Origin of the sequence: Amycolatopsis kentuckyensis, assembly GCF_002155975.1 — a bacterium.
GTDB lineage: Bacteria > Actinomycetota > Actinomycetes > Mycobacteriales > Pseudonocardiaceae > Amycolatopsis > Amycolatopsis kentuckyensis.
Window position 1 is genome coordinate 1 of record NZ_MUMI01000090.1, and the last position, 18424, is coordinate 18424.

An 18424-nucleotide genomic window follows, 5' to 3' on the forward strand; every position below is an offset into this window, starting at 1 on the left:
GGGGACAGCCGGACGGAGCCCGGCCCCCGGCTCCGCCGCGCAGCCTGACACTGGAGTTGACCATGAGCAAGGAAAAGACGTCCGGTCTGCGCGGTGTGCTGACCACGCCGAAGATCGTGCTGCTGGTGGTGGCGGCCGCCGCGCCGCTGGCCGCGGTGGTCGGCACGGTGCCGCTCGCCTTCACCCTGGGCAATGGCGCGGGCGTCCCCGCGGTGTTCGTCTTCGCCGGGATCGTGCTGCTCTGCTTCTCGGTGGGGTACGCGGCGATGAGCCGCCGGGTGGTCAACGCGGGCGGCTTCTACACGTACTTCTCGCTGGGCATCGGCAAACCCCCGGCCGTCGCGGGCGGCCTGGTCGCGGTGCTGTCGTACAACGCCGCGTCGATCGGCCTGGCCGGGACCTTCGGCTACTTCACGAAGCTGACGGCGGACGCCTACGGGCTCGTTCTCCCGTGGGAGGTCTGGTCGGCGCTCGCGATAGCGGTCGTCGCCGTGCTCGGGTACCGGCAGATCGACGTCTCCGCCAAGGTGCTCGCCGTGCTGATGGTCGCCGAAATCGGCGTGCTCGCGATTCTCGACGTCTTCATCATCGGCCACAAGGGCGTGCAGGCGCTGCCGCTGACGGCGTTCCAGCCGTCCACCGTGTTCACCGGCGCCATCGGCGTGACGATGATGTTCGCCTTCATGTCGTTCATCGGCTTCGAATCCGCGTCGCTCTACGGTGAAGAGGCGAAGGACCCGCGCAAGACGGTCCCGCGGGCGACGTACGCGTCGGTCGTCGTGATCGCCGCCTTCTACGCGCTGACCAGCTGGGTGGCCGTCGGTGGCATCGGCGCGGGCCAGGTGCAGCAGGTGGCGGGGGAGCAGCTCGGCGGGTTGTTCCTCACGCTGGGCTCCGACTACGTCTCACCGGTGCTCGGCTCGGTGATGCAGGTCCTGTTGTGCACCAGCACGCTCGCCGCGCTCCTCGCGCTGCACAACGCCACCAACCGCTACACCTTCGTGCTGGGCCGGGAACGGGTGCTCCCCGGCTGGCTCGGCCAGGTGCACGCGAAGCACGCGTCACCGCACCGCGCCAGCATCGTCCAGAGCGTCCTGACGGTCGTCGTGGTGGGAGCGTTCGCGGTCGGCGGGCTCGACCCGTACACGAACCTCGCCACCAGCCTGCTCGGCGTGGGCACGCTCGGGATCGTCGTGCTGCAGGCGTTCGCGGCCGTCTCCGTGATCGGGTTCTTCCGCAGGCGCCCGGACGGCCACTGGTGGCGGACCAAGCTCGCCCCCGCGCTCGGCGCGCTCGGCCTCGGTGCGTCGGCGGTCCTGCTGGTGATGAACTTCCCGCTGCTAACCGGAACCGACAGTGCGGTGGTCAACGCGCTGCCGTGGCTGTTGCTCGCGGTCGCCGTCGCCGGCATCGGTTATGCCGGGTGGCTCAAGGCGAAGAGGCCGGAGCGGTACGCGGGGATCGCCGTCGCCGAGGTCCGGTCCGACCACCTCGAGCTCGTGCGCGAACCCGAGTCGGAATCCGGCGAACTGGCCGCCTGAAGCGCATTCCGGAGAAGCAACCCGTGCTCAGCCCTTTGCCTACTTCAACAATGGAGGACCGGATGTACGACTACGTGATCGTCGGCGCGGGTTCGGCGGGCTGCGTGCTCGCGGCGCGCCTTTCCGAGGATCCGGACGTCACGGTGTGCGTGATCGAGGCCGGCTCGTACGACACCGCGGAGAACATCCACGTCCCCGCCGCCTTCGGCGAGCTGTTCCGCACCCGCTACGACTGGGACTACGACACCCACGAGGAGCCGGAGCTCAACCGCCGCCGCATCTTCCACCCGCGTGGCAAGGTGCTCGGCGGCACCAGCTCCATCAACGCGATGCTCTACCTGCGCGCCAACAAGCTCGACTACGACGGCTGGGGCCAGCCGGGCTGGACCTACGACGAGATCCTGCCGTACTTCAAGCGGTCCGAGGACAACGAGCGCGGCGCCGACGAGTTCCACGGCGTGGGCGGTCCGATGTCCGTCTCGGACGGCCGTTCGAAGAACATCCAGGCGCGGGCCTTCATCGAGGCCGCGCTGCAGGCGGGGTTCGACGAGAACGCGGACTTCAACGGCAAGGCCCAGGACGGCTTCGGCTTCTTCCAGGTCACCCAGCGCAACGGCCGCCGATGCAGCACCGCCGTCGCGTACCTGCACCCCGCGCTCGGCCGCCCGAACCTGACCCTGGAGACCAACCTTCAGGTGCATCGCGTGCTGATCGAGGACGGCCGCGCGGTCGGCGTCACCGGGCACCGCGGCGACGACACGGTCACCATCCGCGCCGGGCGCGAAGTCATCCTCAGCGGCGGCGCGTACAACTCGCCGCACCTGCTGATGCACTCCGGCATCGGCCCGGCCGACCACCTGAACCTGCTGGGCATCGACGTGCAGGTGGACAACCCCGAGGTCGGCGCGAACCTGCAGGACCACCCGATCGTGCCGCTGATCTACAGCCACGACCTGCCGGTCAGCTTGCTGATCGCCGAAGAACCCCAGTACATCAAGGAGTTCGAGGAGCACGGCACCGGCCCGCTCACCTCGAACGGCCCGGAGTGCGGCGGGTACGTCCGCACGGACTCCGGCCTGCCGGCCCCGGACGTCGCGTTCTTCACCGGCCCGCTGATGTTCGCCGACAGCGGCCTCGGCCTGCCGACCGCGCACGCGATCACCTACGGCCCGGTGCTGCTGACCCAGGGCAGCCGCGGCGCGGTCACCCTCGACTCCAACGACCCGACCACCAAGCCGAAGATCCAGCACAGCTACTTCAGCGCCGACGGCGACCTGGACGTGGCCGTCGCCGGGGTCCGGATCGGCATGGAGATCGCGCGCCAGCGAGCACTTTCGCCGTACACGAAGACCCACTACCGCGCGCCGGAGTCCGATTCGGACAAGGACGTCCGCGCGTACGTCCGCGCGTACACGCACTCGATCTTCCACGGCACCGGCACCTGCTCGATCGGCAAGGTCGTCGACCCCGAACTGCGCGTCAAGGGCGTCGACGGCCTGCGCGTCGCCGACGTCTCCGTGATGCCGACCCCCGGCCGCGGCGCGCCGAACGCCACCGCGATCGCCATCGGCGAGAAGGCGGCCGACCTGGTACTCGGCCGTCCCGCACTGCCCAAGTCCCCGGCGTAGAACTGGAGAAGCACGTGACCATCTCACCTCAGACTCCATCGGTCGCCGAGGCCGCGGCCGAGCTGGAGAAACTCGACCGCCGGCACCTGTTCCGCTCGATGCAGCGCGGGGACATCCACGACCGCGTGGTGATCGTGCGCGGCGAGGGCTGCACGGTGTGGGACGCGCGCGGCAACGAGCTGCTCGACGCGGCCGGCGGCGGCGTCTGGCACTCGCCGCTCGGCCACGGCCGCAAGGAGCTGGCCGAGGTCGCCGCGAAGCAGATCACCGAGCTGGAGTACTTCACCAGCCTGCTGGAGTTCTCCAACGACAAGGCGATCCACCTCGCCGCGCGCATCGCCGGGCTGGCCCCGGAGGGGATCAACCGGGTGTTCTTCACCAGTGGCGGGTCCGAGTCGGTGGAGACCGCGATCAAGGCGGCGCGGCTGTTCCACCACCGGCGCGGCGAGCCGGACCGCACGTGGATCCTGTCGCGGCACTACTCGTTCCACGGCGCCGCCTACGGCAGCGGCACGGCGACCGGCTTCCCCCCGATGCAGGAGGGAGTCGGCCCGAACCTGCCGCACGTGGAGAAGCTGACCCCGCCCAACCCGTACCGCCCGGAGATGTTCGGCGGCCAGGACCAGACCGATTTCCTGCTCGCCGAGCTGGAGCAGACGATCGAGCGGATCGGCGCGGGCAACATCGCCGCGATGATCGGCGAGCCGGTCATGGCGGGCGGCGGCGTCCTCGAGCCGCCGGCCGACTACTGGCCGCGGGTGCGCGAAGTCCTCTCACGCAACGGGATCCTCCTGATCGCGGACGAGGTCGTCACCGCGTACGGCCGGGTCGGCTCGTGGTTCGAGTCGGAGGTCCGGGGCATGCGCCCGGACATGATCACGATGGCGAAGGGCATCGCGGGCGGCTACACCCCCCTCGGCGCCACGCTGATGACCGACGAGATCGCCGACGGCCTGCTGGAGACCGGCGGCTTCTTCCACGGCTACACCTTCCAGGGCCACCCGGTGGCCTGTGCGCTCGGTCTCGCCACCATCGACATCATCGAGCGCGAGCAGCTGGTGCCGAAGGCCCACACCATCGCGGACTGGCTGCGCACCGGCCTCGCCCCGGCCGCCGACCTGCCCGCCGTCGGCGACATCCGCGTCGTCGGCTCCCTCGCCGGCCTGGAGATGGTGACCGACCGCGAGCACAAGATCCCGCAGGAGTGGGCGCCGGTCGAGCGGGTCTGCTTCGAGATCCGCAAGCGGCACGGAGTCATCGCCCGGCCGTACGGGCACATGCTCGTCCTCGCACCACCACTGGTGATCACCGAGGACGAGGCCCGCCGCGCCACGGACGCCGTCGTCGACGTCGTCTCCCGTTTCGACACCGACGGCAGTCTCGCCGACTGAGGACCGCGCTGAGCACGTCCGAGTTCCCCTGACGGAAACCGCTGCTTCGGACTCGAAACAGGCGGCTGGACGTGCTCAGCCGGCCTTGGCGGCACGCCGTGGTCGGTGAGAATGCGAATCGGCCACCGGATGACTTCGGCGAAGTGCTCAACCTGCCCTGTTCAACGGATCGCGGGCACGGTTGCTGCTCAAGTCCTTGCCTCACAGGAGAATTCGACGGCAGCACTCCGGACGCTGCCGCCAACGGCTCAGGCGGCCTCCGATGTGGACGAACCCTCGTGATCGACGGGGTGCGGCCGCCCGGCCATCGGCAAGCGGTCGGCTGTCTCCGGCTGTGGTGCTCCCGACGTGGCGGGAAGGGCGTCGCCGGCGGCCGGGGCAGCGGTCGCCCGGGCCGTCAGGTGCCGCAGCTTCGTGAGGTGCCGTTGGACGAGCCCTGCACGCCGTGCTTCGTCCAGGGCCGCGCGCGTGACGCTGTTGGTGCGGCGGCGCCGATGCCGTCCACTGGCTTCGTCGTGGTCCATGGTGGTGTTTCCGCCTCCTTTGCCGTGGGAAACGTGTCCCTCGATCGTGTTGTTCTGCTGCTCGATCCCGGGGTCATTGCTGGGCGTGATCGTCCGATCGCGGGGAAGCACGAACGGTGGATTTGCCCTTCGGTAACAAGGTTGTCTCGAGACGAACTCGGCCCGGAATCGTTGGGCCACCTGGCTGCTTGCGCGATGAGGCATCCGGACCTGTGCGTGTCGCGGGGGAAAACGAGCCGTCACCGTCCACAGTGGGAGCACGACGGTGGAGAAAGCGAGCTGCGGTGTGGGCCCAGTCACGTGCCCGGGGACGTCGTGCGCAACCGCGCACGACGTCTTCCCTGGTGGCGCCCCCGGCAGGACTCGAACCTGCGACCTAGAGATTAGAAGGCTCTTGCTCTATCCAGCTGAGCTACGAGGGCCCGCGCCGACGGCTGCTGCCGATCGTGCCGGTCGCCCGGCACCGGCAGCTTAGTCGTCGCCACCCTCTCGATCGTTCGACACCGGCCAATCGTTTCAGGTCTCGTTCGACGTAATTCGGAATTTTGGTGGCGATGGCATCGCGGCCAGGTGCCGGTGACGCTGCGTGCTCCTTTCGTTTCGGTCGGGTTGTGACCCGCGGGCAGGCCGGGGTTCCCTGACGGGCTCGAACCTGCTATCCAGAGATCAGAAGGCTCTTGCTCTGTCCGCCGCCGCTGCTGCTCCGGCCGTGGCGGGGTGGAGATGCAGGGACGCCGTGGTCCCGAGGTTCCCCGCCGCAGGAGCGGGCCACGGCCGAGCTGGTGGATCGTTCCGGGTCGGCGGGACGCCGGGTCCGGAGTGTGCGCCGGCGGTCCGGGGCTCGGCCGGTTTTGGCGGGTGGCCTTGGGACCTGTGACTTAGAGATTTGATGGCTTTGGCTGCAGTTCAGACGGTGTTGAGCGGTCTGGGGTGTGGTTGGTTGCCTGGGTAAGCCGCGCCCGATGGTGGGCGGGCGGTGTGTCGAGCCTGCTCGGCCGCTGGATGCGGTCGGTGGGCTAGTTGGGGTGGCTGGCCGCTGGGTGCGGTCGGTTGGCACCTGCCGGGTGGCACCTGCGGAAGGTCTTGACCTCGGACGAGCGGTGGTGGCTGGCGCCGGTCGTGGGTGGGGTGCTGGGGTTCCTGGGATGAGCGCCGACCGCCGGGGGTTGTGGGGGTGTCGGGTGGTGGCCGGCCGCCGGGGTTGGTCGGCTGGGTCGTTCTGCTGCCGGTGTGTGGCCGGCTGCCTTGGTGGGGTCGGCCACACACCGGTCCGGGCCTGGCGTGCGGGGCGGCTGGAGCCCCCCGGCCGACCCGCACGCGCTACCAAGGCGCTCCGCGTGGCTCGCGACCGCCGGAGACTCGGTCAGCCCCGAGACAGCGCCTGAGCCCTGGCTAGCCCGAGGCGCCGCCGGAGGCCTCTGGTCAGGTCCGAGACAGCGCCTGAGCCTCGGCTAGCCCACCGCCGGTGCGGGCTGGCTGGGGCCCGTGGGCGCGCCCCGCCGCTGAGGCGCGCCCACGGGGTGGGGCCGCTTCGGGGGAGCGGCCCCGGTTGGGCCCGGCCGCCGCCGCGAGCCGGCTCCTTCCTCGGAGCGGGCGGCTTTGCGGGGCCCGGGTCAGGGGGTCACTCCCAGATCTGGATGCCTCGGACCAGGAACGGCGCGTTCGGGACGTACGTGCCGCCACCCGGATAGGTGACGAAATCTCCCTCCGTCGAGCATTCGTCGTCCTGGTACACCGTGACGTCGCGGGTCATCAAATTCGCGAACGACGACCCGTCGAATCCTTCGGGCAGTGGCAAGCATTCCTCGGTATTGGCCGTGCGCAGCTCGAAACGCTGGATTTCGCCGCTGTAGCCGTCGGACGGCCACACGCAGAACTCGCCCTTTCGGCAGCCCGGGTCCGTGCCCGCGTGGGCGGCTCCGACGCTGGTCAGCATGCCGATCATGGCCAGGACGACGATGTGCGGCAGGCGGGAACGAAGACGACGTGAAGACATGGTGGATTTCCCCTCCGGAATCGCGGCTCTCGGATGAGCCGCGGTGAACTGGTGATTCCAGATTGGCGGGCGGTGGGGAGTTTGTCAGCCCGCTATTTCGATTCTGTGGACAACTGCCCGGCAGAGGAAAGGTTGTCCACAGCTGTGAAAGAAGGCCTTGCAGGACGACGGAGGCGGTGCTACGCGGGTCCCGTGCTGCCGCGCACCACCAGCGAAACCGGCACCTCGACCGGCGCCGGCGCCGAATCCGGCGCCGAACCCGGCGCCGAACCCGCTGCCGAACCATCGTCCAGCAGCCCCAGCGCCAGCTCCCCGGCGATCCGCCCCTTGGCCGCGAGGTCCTGCCGGACCGTGGTCAGCGGCGGCGACGACCACGACGCCGGCGGGCTGTCGTCGAAACCGGCCACCGACAGCTCGCCCGGCACGCTGATCCCCAGCTCCCGGGCCGCGGCGAGCACCGCCAGCGCCAGCTGGTCGGACATGCACAGCACCGCCGTCGGGCGCGGTGATGTCCCGAGCAGCGCGAACGCCCCCGCCATCGCGCTCTCCGCGCTCAGCCCAGCCGCCTCCTCGACGACGACCGGGCACGAGCCCAGCTCGTCCAGATAACCGCTCAGCCGCTCGCGGACGTCGTGGAACGGCGCCGCCGCGGCCTCCGCCACGGTCAGCCTGCCGCCGCCGGGCTTGAGGTGGCTGCACGCGGCGAAGATCCCGAAGCGCCGGTGCCCCAGGTCCAGCAGGTGCCGCGCGGCCGAAGCCGCCCCCGCCCGGTCCGCGCAGCCGACCCGGGCCGTGCCGGGCAGCAGCGGCTGGTCGATCACCACGAGCGGCAGCCCCCGCGTGCGCACCGCCTCCAGCGAAGGAGCGCCGTCGGGCAGCGAATACACGATCGCGATGTCGGCCTGCGCGGTCAGCACGCGGTCGGCGGCCGGCCCGCCGAAAACGCCGCCGGGCAGGAGCAGCAGCGCGTGGCCGCGGGGGTCGATCACCCGCGCCAGCGCGTCCAGCGTCAGGTACAGCGCCGGGTCCGAAAACGCCATCGACAGCGACGTGTCCAGCAGGACCGCGATCGCGCCCGTGCGGCTGGTCGCGAGGCTCCGAGCGGTCGGGTCCGGCCCGGGGTAGCCCAGCTCGGCCGCCACCCGCAGGACCTCGTCCCGCAGCCGGGCGGACAGCTGGTCGGGCCGGTTGTAGGCGTTCGAGACCGTCGCCCGCGAGACGCCGACAGCGCCGGCGACGTCGTCGAGCGTGGGACGGCGGCGCCGGGTCATCCGCGCAGTCTAACCACGGCGCGGTGGACTTTCTGAAGCGCTTAAGTCACGCTGGAACCACGAAAGGGGGACCCATGCGGGACCGGATCGCGGTGTTCACCGTGTTCGCCCTCAACGGGCTCGCGCTGGGGTCGTGGGCGTCGCGGACGCCCGCGCTGACCGCGCAGGTGCACGCGTCACCCGGGGTGTTCGGCCTGGCCCTGCTCGGCGCCAGCGCCGGCATGCTTGCCGCCGCGTCGGTGTCCGGACGGCTGATCGAACGGGCCGGCGCCCGGGCGGCCGTCGCCGGGAGCACCGCGATGGCCGCCGGTTCCCTGGTGCTGGTCGGCTTCGCGCCCACCGTCCCGCTGCTGGCCGGGGCGCTGCTGGTGATCGGCGCGAGCGTCGGGATGCTCGACGTCGCGATGAACGTCGCCGGCGTCGCGGTCGAACGCCGGCTCGGCAAGCCGGTGATGTCCGTCTTCCACGCGGGGTTCAGCTTCGGCGCGCTCGCCGGTTCGCTGGCCGCGGGCCTGGCTGCCGGCCACGGCTGGTCCCCGGCGCGCCACCTCACCGTCGCCGCCGTCGTCGCGCTCCTGGTGCTGCTCCTCGTCATCCGCGCCGTCCCGGGCATCCGCCCCCGGCACACCGAAGAACCCGTGGTCACGCCGGCCCGCGCGCCGATCCGGCGGCCGGTGCTGTGGCTGCTCGCCGCGGTCGCGCTGTGCTCGGCCATCGCCGAAGGCGCGTCGTCGGACTGGTCGGCGTTGCTGATGACGGTCGAGCGCGGGGTCGGCCAGGGTGCCGCCGCCCTCGCGTTCGCGGGGTTCCAGCTGGTCATGGCCCTGACCCGGCTGGCGGGCCCGTGGGCGCAACGCCGGTTCGGCCCGACCCGCTGCCTCGCCGCGGGCGCCACCCTGGCCGCCGCCGGGCTGGTCGCCGCGGCCACCATCCCGGTCGCCGCCGCCGGTTACGCCGGGTTCGCGCTGGCCGGGGCGGGTCTCGCCGCGTCCTTCCCGATGGCGCTCAGCCTCGCCGGGGACGCCGGGAAGCGCGGTGACGGCACCGGCGGCGAGCGCGAGATCGGCTTCGTCACCGCCATCGCCTACACCGGCTTCCTCGGCGGCCCGCCGATCGTCGGCGGCATCGCGCAGGCGACGGACTACGACGTGGCGTTCGTCTTCGTCGCGCTCGTCGCGGCGTTGATCCTGCCCGCCGCGGTCGCCGCCCGGCGGTCGCGGCGGCGGGAAGAAGCGGACGCGATGATCAGCCGATAGCCGTTCCGGGCACGAAATCCGTGCCGCCACCGGCGTTTCCGCCACGGCCCGGGCGTTGACAGTCTCCTGGTGCGCGAGGCAAGCTGAACCCCGTCGGTAAACTGAAATGAATACGGCGACGTTTCAATTTCAGGTCGGCTGATCAGGGTAGGGGCCTTGATCCGGGGAGGACGTCGTGAGGGTTGTGCTGCTCGGCGGCGCGGGGGCGCTCGCCGGCCGGAGCGGGCGGTTCGGCGGGACGGGGTCGACGCTCGTGCGGGACGCCGTGCCGCGGCTCGTGCTGGTGCCGGTCGCGTTCCGGCTGGCGCTGTTCCTGCAGGCCGTCTGGTCCGGCGGTCCGCTGAGCGCGCCGGTGCTCTGGGTCGCGGTCGCCCTCTACCTGGTGCCGAACCTCCTCGAAGTGGCCTGGGTCTTCCGCCGGGCCACCGGAATCCGGCCGGTGCTGGCCGCCGATACCGCGTACACGCTCATGACGAGCTTCGCCGCGGCCCTCTTCGCGGCGCATTCCCCCGAGCTGCTGACCCTGGCCTGGCCGAACATCATGGGCACGGTCATGGTCTGGACCCTGCTGCGCGGCGCGCCCGCCGGGGCCGTCGCGATCGCCGGCGCACTCCTCCTGCGGTACGGCATGGCCGCGGTGTCGGGCACGTCGGCGCCCGCGACGTGGATCCTGCTAGCCCTGGTCGCGGCGGCGGTGACGGCGCTGGCCATCGTGCTGCTCGTCGCCGGGTCCATGCGGTTCGCGCTCGGGCTGGGCGAGCAGCGCGGCCGGGCCGCCGAGCGGGAACGGCACCGCCGCGACGTCCACGACACGGTCCTGCAGGTGATGGAGTCGCTCGCGCTGCCCGCGCCCGGGGACGCGCTCGACCCGCGCGGCAGCCTCGACCAGGTCCGCCGCACCGCTCGCGCGCACGCCCTGCGCCTGCGGCTGAGCCTCGACGGCGACGCGCCCGCCGAGCCGGGCGGGCTCGAACACCGCTTGGGCGCGCTGGCGGTCGAGATGACGGCCGACGGGCTCCGCGTGGACCTCGTCGTGCTCGCGAAGCCCACCGACGTCCCCGAAGCCGTCGTCCACGCCCTTCACGACGCAACCCGCGAAGCGCTGCGAAACACCTTGAAGCACGCGAGGACGACGAAGGCTGTCGTGTGCCTCGAAGAGCGTGAAGGCGTCATCACGGTGTCCGTTCGCGACCACGGCACCGGCTTCGACCTCGGCGCGCGCCGCGCCGGGTTCGGCATCGAGAACTCGATCCAAGCGCGGATGGCCGAGATCGACGGCGCCGCGCGCATCGACTCGGCGCCCGGCCACGGCACCCGCGTCGTGCTGACCGCGCCGCTAAAGCTGGGTTTCCCCGTCGGGTGAGTCCCGCCACTGCGCGAACGGCCGGTCCAGCGCCCACTTGCCGTCCTGCTCTTCGAGGACGCGGTATTCGCAGGTCGCCGGGTTGGACAGGGACTCGAACAGCTCGATGCTCCAGCCGAAGAGCCGCCGGCACAGCAGCCGCAGCGTGAGCCCGTGGGAGACGATCAGCACCGTCTCCGGGTGACTTTCCTCGCGCAGGCGCAGGTCCGAGAGGAACGCCGCGACGCGGTCGTCGACGTCCGCGCCCGACTCGCCGAACGGCAGCCGGTAGAAGAAGTGCCCGAACTCGTGCCGCCGCGCCTTCTGGATCTCCTGGTCGGCCGGGTCCTGCAGGTTGCCCCAGTCCTGCTCGCGCAGCCGCGGCTCCTGCACCAGCCGTTCGCACGACGCCCGGATGTCCAGCAGCCGCAACGTCTCCCGAGTGCGCAGGTACGGGCTGACGTACGCCGCGGGCCGGGTCCCGTCGAGCAGCCGCGCGATCTCCGGCGCCACCGCACGGGCTTCCCGCTCGCCCTTGGCGGTCAGCGGCAGCGCGTGGTCGGGGATCCGCGTGTAGGCCAGCTCGTCGACGTTGCCAAGCGACTCGGCGTGCCGCAGCAGGATCATCTTCACAGCGCCCATCCTGCCCGTCACACGGGCCTGACCGGGGCGGGGCATACCCTCAGGGGCGTGTCCGCCACGAAATCCGACGTCCCCACCCAGCGCCGGGCGAGTGTGCTGCCCCTGCTCGTGGTCGGCTTCCTGCTGGCCGCGGTGGTCGCGATCGGCCTGATCGCGCTCACCGGCGGGGCCGGTTACGCCATCGCCGGCCTGCCCGACCCGGGGCTGGTCACCAAGTACGGCATCACCGTCATGCGCGTGCTGTCCGAATGCGCGTCGGTGATCTGCGTCGGGTCGCTGCTGCTGGCCGCCTTCCTGGTGCCGCCGCAGAAGTCCGGGACGCTCGGCCCCGAGGGCTACGGCGCCCTGCGCGCGGCCGGGATCGCCGCCTGGGTGTGGTTCGGCGCGGCCCTGCTCTCGGTCGCCTTCACCGCCGCCGACACCGCCGGGAAGCCGTTCGGCGACGTCCTGGACCCGCAGACGCTGCTCGACCTGGTCGGCGCCATCGAACAGCCGAAGGCGTGGCTGTGGACGGCGCTGATCGCCATCCTGATCGCGCTCGGCTGCCGGCTCGCGCTGACCTGGGGCTGGACGGCGGTGCTGTTCGTACTGGCCGTCGGCGGGCTGGTCCCGGTCGCCGTCACCGGGCACTCCGCCAGCGGTGGCTCGCACGACGTCGCCACCAACAGCCTGCTGTTCCACCTGGTCGCCGCGGCGCTGTGGGTCGGCGGCCTGGTCGCCCTGCTGGCGCTGGGGTACCGGCGCGGGGGCCACCTGAGCCTGGCCGCGCAGCGGTTCTCGAAGCTGGCCCTGGTCTGCTGGATCGTGATGGCGCTCTCCGGTGCGGTCAACGCGCTGGTCCGGATCGGCTTCAACGACCTGTTCACCACCGACTACGGCCTGCTCGTGGTGGCCAAGACGGTGGCGCTGCTGCTGCTCGGGGTGTTCGGCCACCAGCAGCGCGAAAAGGGTGTCGCGAACCTCGTGGACGGCAAGGGCGGCGCCCAGCTGCTGCGCCTGGCCTCGGTCGAGATCCTGATCATGTTCGTCACCATCGGCATCGCGTCCGGGCTGGCCAGGACGCCACCGCCGGCGGACGCGATCACCCAGCCGTCCACCACCGAGCTGCTGATCGGCTACGACCTCGACGGCGCGCCGACGGTCTGGCGGCTGCTCTTCGACACCCGGTTCGACCTGGTCTACGGCACCATCGCGCTCGTCCTCGGCGGCCTGTACCTCGCCGGCGTCCAGCGGCTGCTGCGCCGCGGCGACACCTGGCCGGTCGGCCGCACGGTCGCCTGGATCGCCGGCTGCGTGGTGCTGCTGATCGCGACGTCGTCGGGGGTCGGCCGGTACGCGCCCGCGATGTTCAGCGTCCACATGGGCAACCACATGCTGCTGTCGATGGTGGCGCCGGTGCTGTTCGTGCTCGGCGGGCCGGTGACGCTCGCACTGCGCGCCCTGCCGGCCGCGGGCAAGGACTCCCCGCCCGGGCCGCGCGAGTGGCTCGTCGCCTTCGTGCACTCGCCGGTGTCGCGGTTCCTCACGCACCCGGTGGTCGCGCTGCTGCTGTTCGTCGGCTCGTTCTACGCGCTGTACTTCTCCGGCCTGTTCGACACCGCGCTGAACTACCACTGGGCGCACCTGGCGATGAACGGGCACTTCCTGCTCGCCGGGTACGTCTTCTACTGGCCGGTGATCGGCGTCGACCCGGCGCCGCGGCGGATCCCGTACCTCGGCCGGCTCGGCATGATGTTCGCCGCGATGCCGTTCCACGCCTTCTTCGGCGTGATCCTGATGAGCAAGCAGACGGTCATCGGGCAGGCCTTCTACGGGCAGCTGCACCTGCCGTGGGTCACCGACCTGCTCGCCGACCAGCGGCTCGGCGGCGGCATCGCCTGGGCCGCCGGCGAGGTCCCGGTGCTGCTGGTGCTGATCGCGCTGCTGGTGCAGTGGTCGCGGCAGGACGAGCGCGAGGCGAAGCGGCGTGACCGGCGCGAAGCGGCAACGGGTGACGAAGAGCTGAACGCCTACAACGCGATGCTGAAGAACCTCGCCGAAGGCAAGCGACCCTCGGGTTCCAGTTGAGGTTGAGCCGCCGTCCGGCTGCCGGGAAAACGGCCGTTTCGGTAGTCTCGGCGTGATCTCGGGCTGACTTTCGGTAGTCCGACGGTGACCGGCGTCGAGCCGCGATCAAGCGCGCTCTACGATCGTGGGTATGGCCGAGTTCATCTACACCATGAAGAAGGTGCGCAAGACCGTCGGGGACAAGGTCATCCTCGACGACGTCAGCACCGCGTTCTACCCCGGCGCCAAGATCGGCGTGGTGGGGCCGAACGGTGCCGGTAAGTCCACCGTTCTCAAGATCATGGCGGGGATCGAGCAGGCCAGCAACGGCGAAGCCTTCCTCCAGCCCGGCGCCTCCGTCGGCATCCTCATGCAGGAGCCGGAGCTCAACGAGGAGAAGACGGTCCGGCAGAACGTCGAGGAGGGTCTCGGCGAGGTCAAGGTCAAGCTCGACCGGTACAACGAGGTCCTCAAGCTGATGGAGACCGAGTACACCGAAGAGCTGATGGAGGAGATGGGGCAGCTCCAGGAGGAGCTGGACCACGCCGACGCCTGGGAGCTCGACTCGACCGTCGAGCAGGCCATGGACGCGCTCCGCTGCCCGCCGCCGGACGAAGGCGTCACCCACCTCTCCGGTGGTGAGCGCCGCCGGGTCGCGCTGTGCAAGCTGCTGCTGTCGGCGCCCGACCTGCTGCTGCTCGACGAGCCCACCAACCACCTGGACGCCGAAAGTGTCCTGTGGCTGGAGCAGTTCCTCTCCCGCTACGCCGGCGCCGTCCTGGCCGTCACCCACGACCGGTACTTCCTGGACAACGTGGCCCAGTGGATCATGGAGATCGACCGCGGCCGGGTCGTCGGCTACGAGGGCAACTACTCGACGTACCTGGAGAAGAAGCGCGAGCGCCTCGAGGTCCAGGGCAAGAAGGACCAGAAGCTCGCGAAGCGCCTGAAGACCGAGCTCGAGTGGGTGCGGTCCAACGCCAAGGCCCGTCAGACGAAGTCCCGGTCGCGCCTCGACCGCTACGAGGAGATGGCGGCGGAGGCGGACAAGCACCGCAAGCTCGACTTCGAAGAGATCCAGATCCCGCCGGGCCCGCGGCTCGGCAACGTCGTGGTCGAGGTCGAGAAGCTGCAGAAGGGCTTCGACGGCCGCGTGCTCATCGACGGCCTGTCGTTCGACCTGCCGCGCAACGGCATCGTCGGCGTGATCGGCCCGAACGGCGTCGGCAAGACGACGCTGTTCAAGACCATCGTCGGGCTCGAGGAGCCGGACGACGGCGTGGTCAAGATCGGCGAGACCGTCAAACTGTCCTATGTGGACCAGAACCGCGGCGGGATCGACCCGAAGAAGACCGTCTGGCAGGTCGTCTCCGACGAGCTGGACTACATCCACGTCGGCCAGACCGAAATGCCTTCGCGGGCGTACGTCAGCGCGTTCGGCTTCAAGGGCCCGGACCAGCAGAAGCCGGCGGGCGTGCTCTCCGGTGGTGAGCGCAACCGGCTCAACCTGGCGCTGACGCTCAAGCAGGGCGGGAACCTGATCCTGCTCGACGAGCCGACGAACGACCTGGACGTCGAGACGCTGGGCTCGCTCGAGAACGCGCTGGAGCAGTTCCCCGGCTGCGCCGTGGTGATTTCGCACGACCGGTGGTTCCTCGACCGGGTCGCGACGCACATCCTGGCGTGGGAAGGCACGGACGAAGACCCGGCCAAGTGGTTCTGGTTCGAGGGCAACTTCGAAGGGTACGAGAAGAACAAGGTGGAGCGGATGGGCGCCGAGGCTGCCCGCCCGCACCGTGTCACCCATCGCAAGCTGACCCGCGACTGAGGGGGCGGGTTTCCCCGTGGAAGCCAGCAAACAGCACCGGACGGGCCCGTTCTCCCGAGTGGAGAGCGGGCGCTCCGTCAATGCCGGGGGAACCCTCTCCGCAGTCGGACGGCTGATCGAGCGGGCGGACGCCCTGCACTTGCGGGCGCCCGAGCTCGCACTGGTCCTGGGCGAACGCGCGGCCGCGCTGGCCGAGGCCGCGAGCGCCGACGAGCAGTGGATCCGGGCCGAGAGCCTGGTCGTGTCCGCGCGCGTCCGGCTCGGCGAGCGGCCGGGCACGGTCGGGCGCGCGGTCGCGGCGTTGCGAGCGGCCGAGCACGCGGGCTACGGCGACATCGCGGCGCGCCTGCGCATCGACCTCGCCGTCTGCGCGCGAAGCCTGGGCGTGCCGCTGACCGGCCTCGCCGCGTTGCGGCCGGTGCTGACGGATCCGGTGGTTTCGCCGGTGCACCGCGCGGCGGCGTTGTGCCACCTGGTGGGCTGCCTCGGCCAGCTCGGCCGCAAGTCGGAGCTGGACCGCGTGCTGGTGGAGGCGGACAAGCTCGTCGTCGGCGACGATTCCCTGGGTGCGGACACCCAGCTGCTGGTCCGCGCGCTGCTGCGGGTCGGCACGGCCGCCCACCGGCGGCGCCACGGTGATCTGACGGCGGCGGCCGACGCGGCCCGCACCGGCCTTGGCTTCCTGGAGAAACTGGACAACCCGGCCGACGACGGCGGCCTGGTCCGCATCCGGCTGGTGTTGTTGCTGGTCAGCACGCTGCTCGACCGCGGCGACACGGAAATGGCGTACGAGATCGCGGAGCCGATGCTGGCCGAGCCGGTCCGCGCGGCGGGTGTCGCTCCGATGGGCTGGCTGCGGCTGGCCGTCGCGACGCGGGTCCATTTGCCGGCGGGATCCGGGGAAGCGGCGATCGAGCTGGTCCGCGAAGCGGTGGCGAGCACGGACCGCCACGGGCTGTCGGCGATCACCGCGCGGCTGTGGCTGGAGCTGGCGCAGCTGCAGGAGCGGTTCGGGCAGGCGGAGGAGGCCATCGCGTGCCTGTACCGCTCGCGGGCGGCGGAGCAGCTGCACGCCCGCGCCCGGCGGCAGGCGTGCAACGTGCTGGCGGGGGAGTTCGGCAGCGGGGAGCCGGCTTCGATCGATCTGGACGAGGTGCTGAAGGCGGTGCCGTCGCGGCCGGTCCCGGTCGTCGCGGCCGAGCCGGCGCCGGTTCCGGAGCCGGAGCCACGCGCGCCGGCGTGGTCGTTCGGGCGGGAGGAAGCGCCGTCGCGGCCCGAGTCGAGGCAGCCGGCGCCCGCGTGGTCGTTCGAGCGGCCGCGGGTGACTGCGGACGCGGCGGAGACGACGCTGATGCCGGCGGTGCGGGACGAGCCCGCGCCTGGCCGACGGCCCGAGCCGATCGAGGTGCGGTCGGGGCGGCGGGCTGGTGCTGCCGAGTCACGGTCGGGACGGCGGGCTGAAGATTTGCCTGGGGCTGTCGAGGTGCGGTCGGGACGACGGGCTGAGGAGCTGGCTGGGGCTGTCGAGGTGCGGTCGGGGCGGGATTCGGAGCGCGGGTCGCAGGAGCGGCCCGGCGTTGGTGAACCGCAGGCCGTGCGGGATCGGCCTGGGGCTGTTGAGCCGCGGTCGGAGCGGGAGCCGGGCGAGGTGAGGTCGGCGCGGGGTGCTGAGCCGCGGTTGGCCAAGCGTGGGCGGCAGCCGGAGTTCCGGTTGGAGTCCGGTGATCGACGGTTGGGGTCCCGGTCTGAGGCTGCTGAGCCGCGGTTCGCGGAACCGGAGTCCCGGCCTGCCGAGCAGCGGTCGGCCGAGCACGGGCTGGAGCCTGCCGAGTTCCGGCCTACCGAGCAGCCGGCTGAGCCTGCCGAGTCGCGGCCTACCGAGCCGCGGCCGGTGGAGCCTGACGAGCCGCGGTCGGCCGAGCGGGGGCGAGCGCCGATCGAAGCGCGGGAACCTGCCGAGACGTCGCCGTCCGCCGAAAGCGGCAAGACCAAGTTCTCCTGGGCCGCGCTGGCCGAAGCTCGGCTGCGGGAGACCGCCGCCGAGCGGGAGTCGGCGCCCACTCGGATCACGCCTGCCTTGCCGCTCGCGCCCGAGCCCGCCGCCGAGCGGGAGCCGTGGGCGTCGGAGGGACGGCGGCCAGAACCGCAGCCGTCGACGCGTCACGATGCCGAGCACGGCTCGGTGGCCGCGCGGTCGGTGCTCGACCGCCTGGGCATCTCGGCCTCCGGGGGCGCCGGGGGCCGTCGGCGCGCGGAAGATGCCGACAGCCCGCGTGCCGAGGAACCGGCCCGTCCCGAGCTCGCCCCGCCGCCGCGGCCGGAGGACGAGCCGCCGTCGGTGCCGGACTACCGCGACGAAGCCGAGCCGTGGTTGCCGCGGCTGCGGATGCCGCCGTCGCTGGAGCCGATGGAGGACTTCGGCCACTGGACGCCGGCGACGGCCCCGTTCCCGGAGAGCTACGCCCGCGCGATCGCGGAGGACGAGCCGCCGCCGGACGCCGGGCTGGCCGACCTGCTCGCCCGCGCCCTGGCCGAGCACCAGGCGGGCACGGCGAGCGCGGCCGCCCTGGTCAAGCAGCTCGGCTCCCAGGACACGGGCCGCCGCAACGGCCACGGCCGCAACGGTCACGGCGCCGAGGTCTCGGACTCCCGCGGCCACAGCTCGCGCGACTGATCGGCGCCCGGCCGCCCCGGCTCGCCCGGCCGCCCCGGCTCGCCCGGCCGCCCCGGCTCGCCTGGCCTCCGCAGCCCGCGAAGGCGCCCGGCTGACGGGGCGCCTGCGGCCCGAGCCGTTCGGAGCAGCCCCCGATTTCCACGCTACCGGCAGGCACCGACAGTTTTGCCGAGCTCGGGATGGGCCCGGTTCACCCCGACCGGCGTCCAGTCGCTGAGACACCCCGATTCGTCGCCGACCTGTCCGCGCCCGAACGCAGTGGGATCCGTCGCACTCCGGCGTCGC

Annotated in this window: 12 protein-coding genes and 1 tRNA gene; 8 read left to right on the forward strand and 5 right to left on the reverse strand. The window is 71.8% G+C overall.

Going from position 1 to position 18424, the window contains the following annotated elements:
• Window positions 1-62 precede the first annotated feature (62 nt).
• The 3 genes from CCN39_RS09595 (at window position 63) to CCN39_RS09605 (ending at window position 4560) form a co-directional block, all read left to right on the forward strand.
• Complete coding sequence (locus CCN39_RS09595) at window positions 63-1541, forward strand: APC family permease (protein ID WP_086840465.1); 1479 nt, start codon at window positions 63-65, stop codon at window positions 1539-1541.
• 62 nt (window positions 1542-1603) lie between these two features.
• Window positions 1604-3169 (forward strand): GMC family oxidoreductase, encoded by a 1566-nt coding sequence (locus tag CCN39_RS09600; protein WP_086840467.1) that lies wholly within the window; start codon window positions 1604-1606, stop codon window positions 3167-3169.
• A gap of 14 nt (window positions 3170-3183) precedes the next feature.
• On the forward strand, window positions 3184-4560 hold the full coding sequence (locus CCN39_RS09605; RefSeq protein WP_086840469.1) for an aminotransferase family protein: 1377 nt from the start codon (window positions 3184-3186) through the stop codon (window positions 4558-4560).
• Window positions 4561-4808: 248 nt separating this feature from the next.
• Here the strand turns inward: CCN39_RS09605 and CCN39_RS09610 are convergent, their stop codons facing one another.
• The 4 genes from CCN39_RS09610 to CCN39_RS09625 form a co-directional block, all read right to left on the reverse strand.
• Window positions 4809-5084, reverse strand: a complete 276-nt coding sequence (locus CCN39_RS09610; protein ID WP_086840472.1) for a hypothetical protein — start codon at window positions 5082-5084, stop codon at window positions 4809-4811.
• Between the two features lie 345 nt (window positions 5085-5429).
• Window positions 5430-5506 (reverse strand) — tRNA-Arg (locus tag CCN39_RS09615).
• 1199 nt (window positions 5507-6705) lie between these two features.
• Window positions 6706-7080, reverse strand: coding sequence for a peptidase inhibitor family I36 protein (locus CCN39_RS09620; protein WP_086840474.1), 375 nt, complete (start codon window positions 7078-7080; stop codon window positions 6706-6708).
• Window positions 7081-7259: 179 nt separating this feature from the next.
• Window positions 7260-8351: a LacI family DNA-binding transcriptional regulator gene (locus CCN39_RS09625; protein WP_086840476.1), complete on the reverse strand. Its 1092-nt coding sequence runs from the start codon at window positions 8349-8351 to the stop codon at window positions 7260-7262.
• Between the two features lie 74 nt (window positions 8352-8425).
• Here CCN39_RS09625 and CCN39_RS09630 point away from each other — a divergent pair, with 74 nt between their 5' ends.
• Together CCN39_RS09630 and CCN39_RS09635 are read left to right on the forward strand one after the other, a co-directional pair.
• Complete coding sequence (locus CCN39_RS09630; protein WP_086840477.1) at window positions 8426-9607, forward strand: MFS transporter; 1182 nt, start codon at window positions 8426-8428, stop codon at window positions 9605-9607.
• Window positions 9608-9791: 184 nt separating this feature from the next.
• The gene (locus tag CCN39_RS09635; RefSeq protein WP_208630192.1) at window positions 9792-10970 is read left to right on the forward strand and encodes a sensor histidine kinase; all 1179 of its coding nucleotides are present in this window, start codon (window positions 9792-9794) and stop codon (window positions 10968-10970) included.
• On the opposite strand, the gene CCN39_RS09640 is transcribed toward CCN39_RS09635, so the two are convergent.
• On the reverse strand, window positions 10944-11582 hold the full coding sequence (locus CCN39_RS09640) for a histidine phosphatase family protein (protein ID WP_086840479.1): 639 nt from the start codon (window positions 11580-11582) through the stop codon (window positions 10944-10946). The two genes, CCN39_RS09635 and CCN39_RS09640, sit on opposite strands and share 27 nt — an antisense overlap.
• A gap of 57 nt (window positions 11583-11639) precedes the next feature.
• Between CCN39_RS09640 and CCN39_RS09645 the strand changes: the two genes are divergently transcribed.
• The 3 genes from CCN39_RS09645 (at window position 11640) to CCN39_RS09655 (ending at window position 18139) form a co-directional block, all read left to right on the forward strand.
• A complete protein-coding gene (locus CCN39_RS09645; protein WP_086840481.1) occupies window positions 11640-13658 on the forward strand; it encodes a bifunctional copper resistance protein CopD/cytochrome c oxidase assembly protein in 2019 nt (672 codons plus the stop codon).
• Window positions 13659-13788: 130 nt separating this feature from the next.
• Window positions 13789-15465 carry an energy-dependent translational throttle protein EttA gene (gene ettA, locus CCN39_RS09650; RefSeq protein ID WP_086840483.1) on the forward strand — a complete coding sequence of 559 codons (1677 nt, stop codon included), beginning with the start codon at window positions 13789-13791 and terminating at the stop codon, window positions 15463-15465.
• A 16-nt stretch (window positions 15466-15481) separates the two neighbouring features.
• The gene (locus CCN39_RS09655) at window positions 15482-18139 is read left to right on the forward strand and encodes a hypothetical protein (RefSeq protein ID WP_086840485.1); all 2658 of its coding nucleotides are present in this window, start codon (window positions 15482-15484) and stop codon (window positions 18137-18139) included.
• Window positions 18140-18424: the final 285 nt, after the last annotated feature.

Coding starts and splice junctions, on each gene's coding strand:
- CCN39_RS09595 (WP_086840465.1), top strand. CDS start 63: ATGAGCAAGGAAAAGACGTCCGGTCTGCGCGGTGTGCTGACCACGCCG.
- CCN39_RS09600 (WP_086840467.1), top strand. CDS start 1,604: ATGTACGACTACGTGATCGTCGGCGCGGGTTCGGCGGGCTGCGTGCTC.
- CCN39_RS09610 (WP_086840472.1), bottom strand. CDS start 5,084: ATGGACCACGACGAAGCCAGTGGACGGCATCGGCGCCGCCGCACCAAC.
- CCN39_RS09620 (WP_086840474.1), bottom strand. CDS start 7,080: ATGTCTTCACGTCGTCTTCGTTCCCGCCTGCCGCACATCGTCGTCCTG.
- CCN39_RS09625 (WP_086840476.1), bottom strand. CDS start 8,351: ATGACCCGGCGCCGCCGTCCCACGCTCGACGACGTCGCCGGCGCTGTC.
- CCN39_RS09630 (WP_086840477.1), top strand. CDS start 8,426: ATGCGGGACCGGATCGCGGTGTTCACCGTGTTCGCCCTCAACGGGCTC.
- ettA (WP_086840483.1), top strand. CDS start 13,789: ATGGCCGAGTTCATCTACACCATGAAGAAGGTGCGCAAGACCGTCGGG.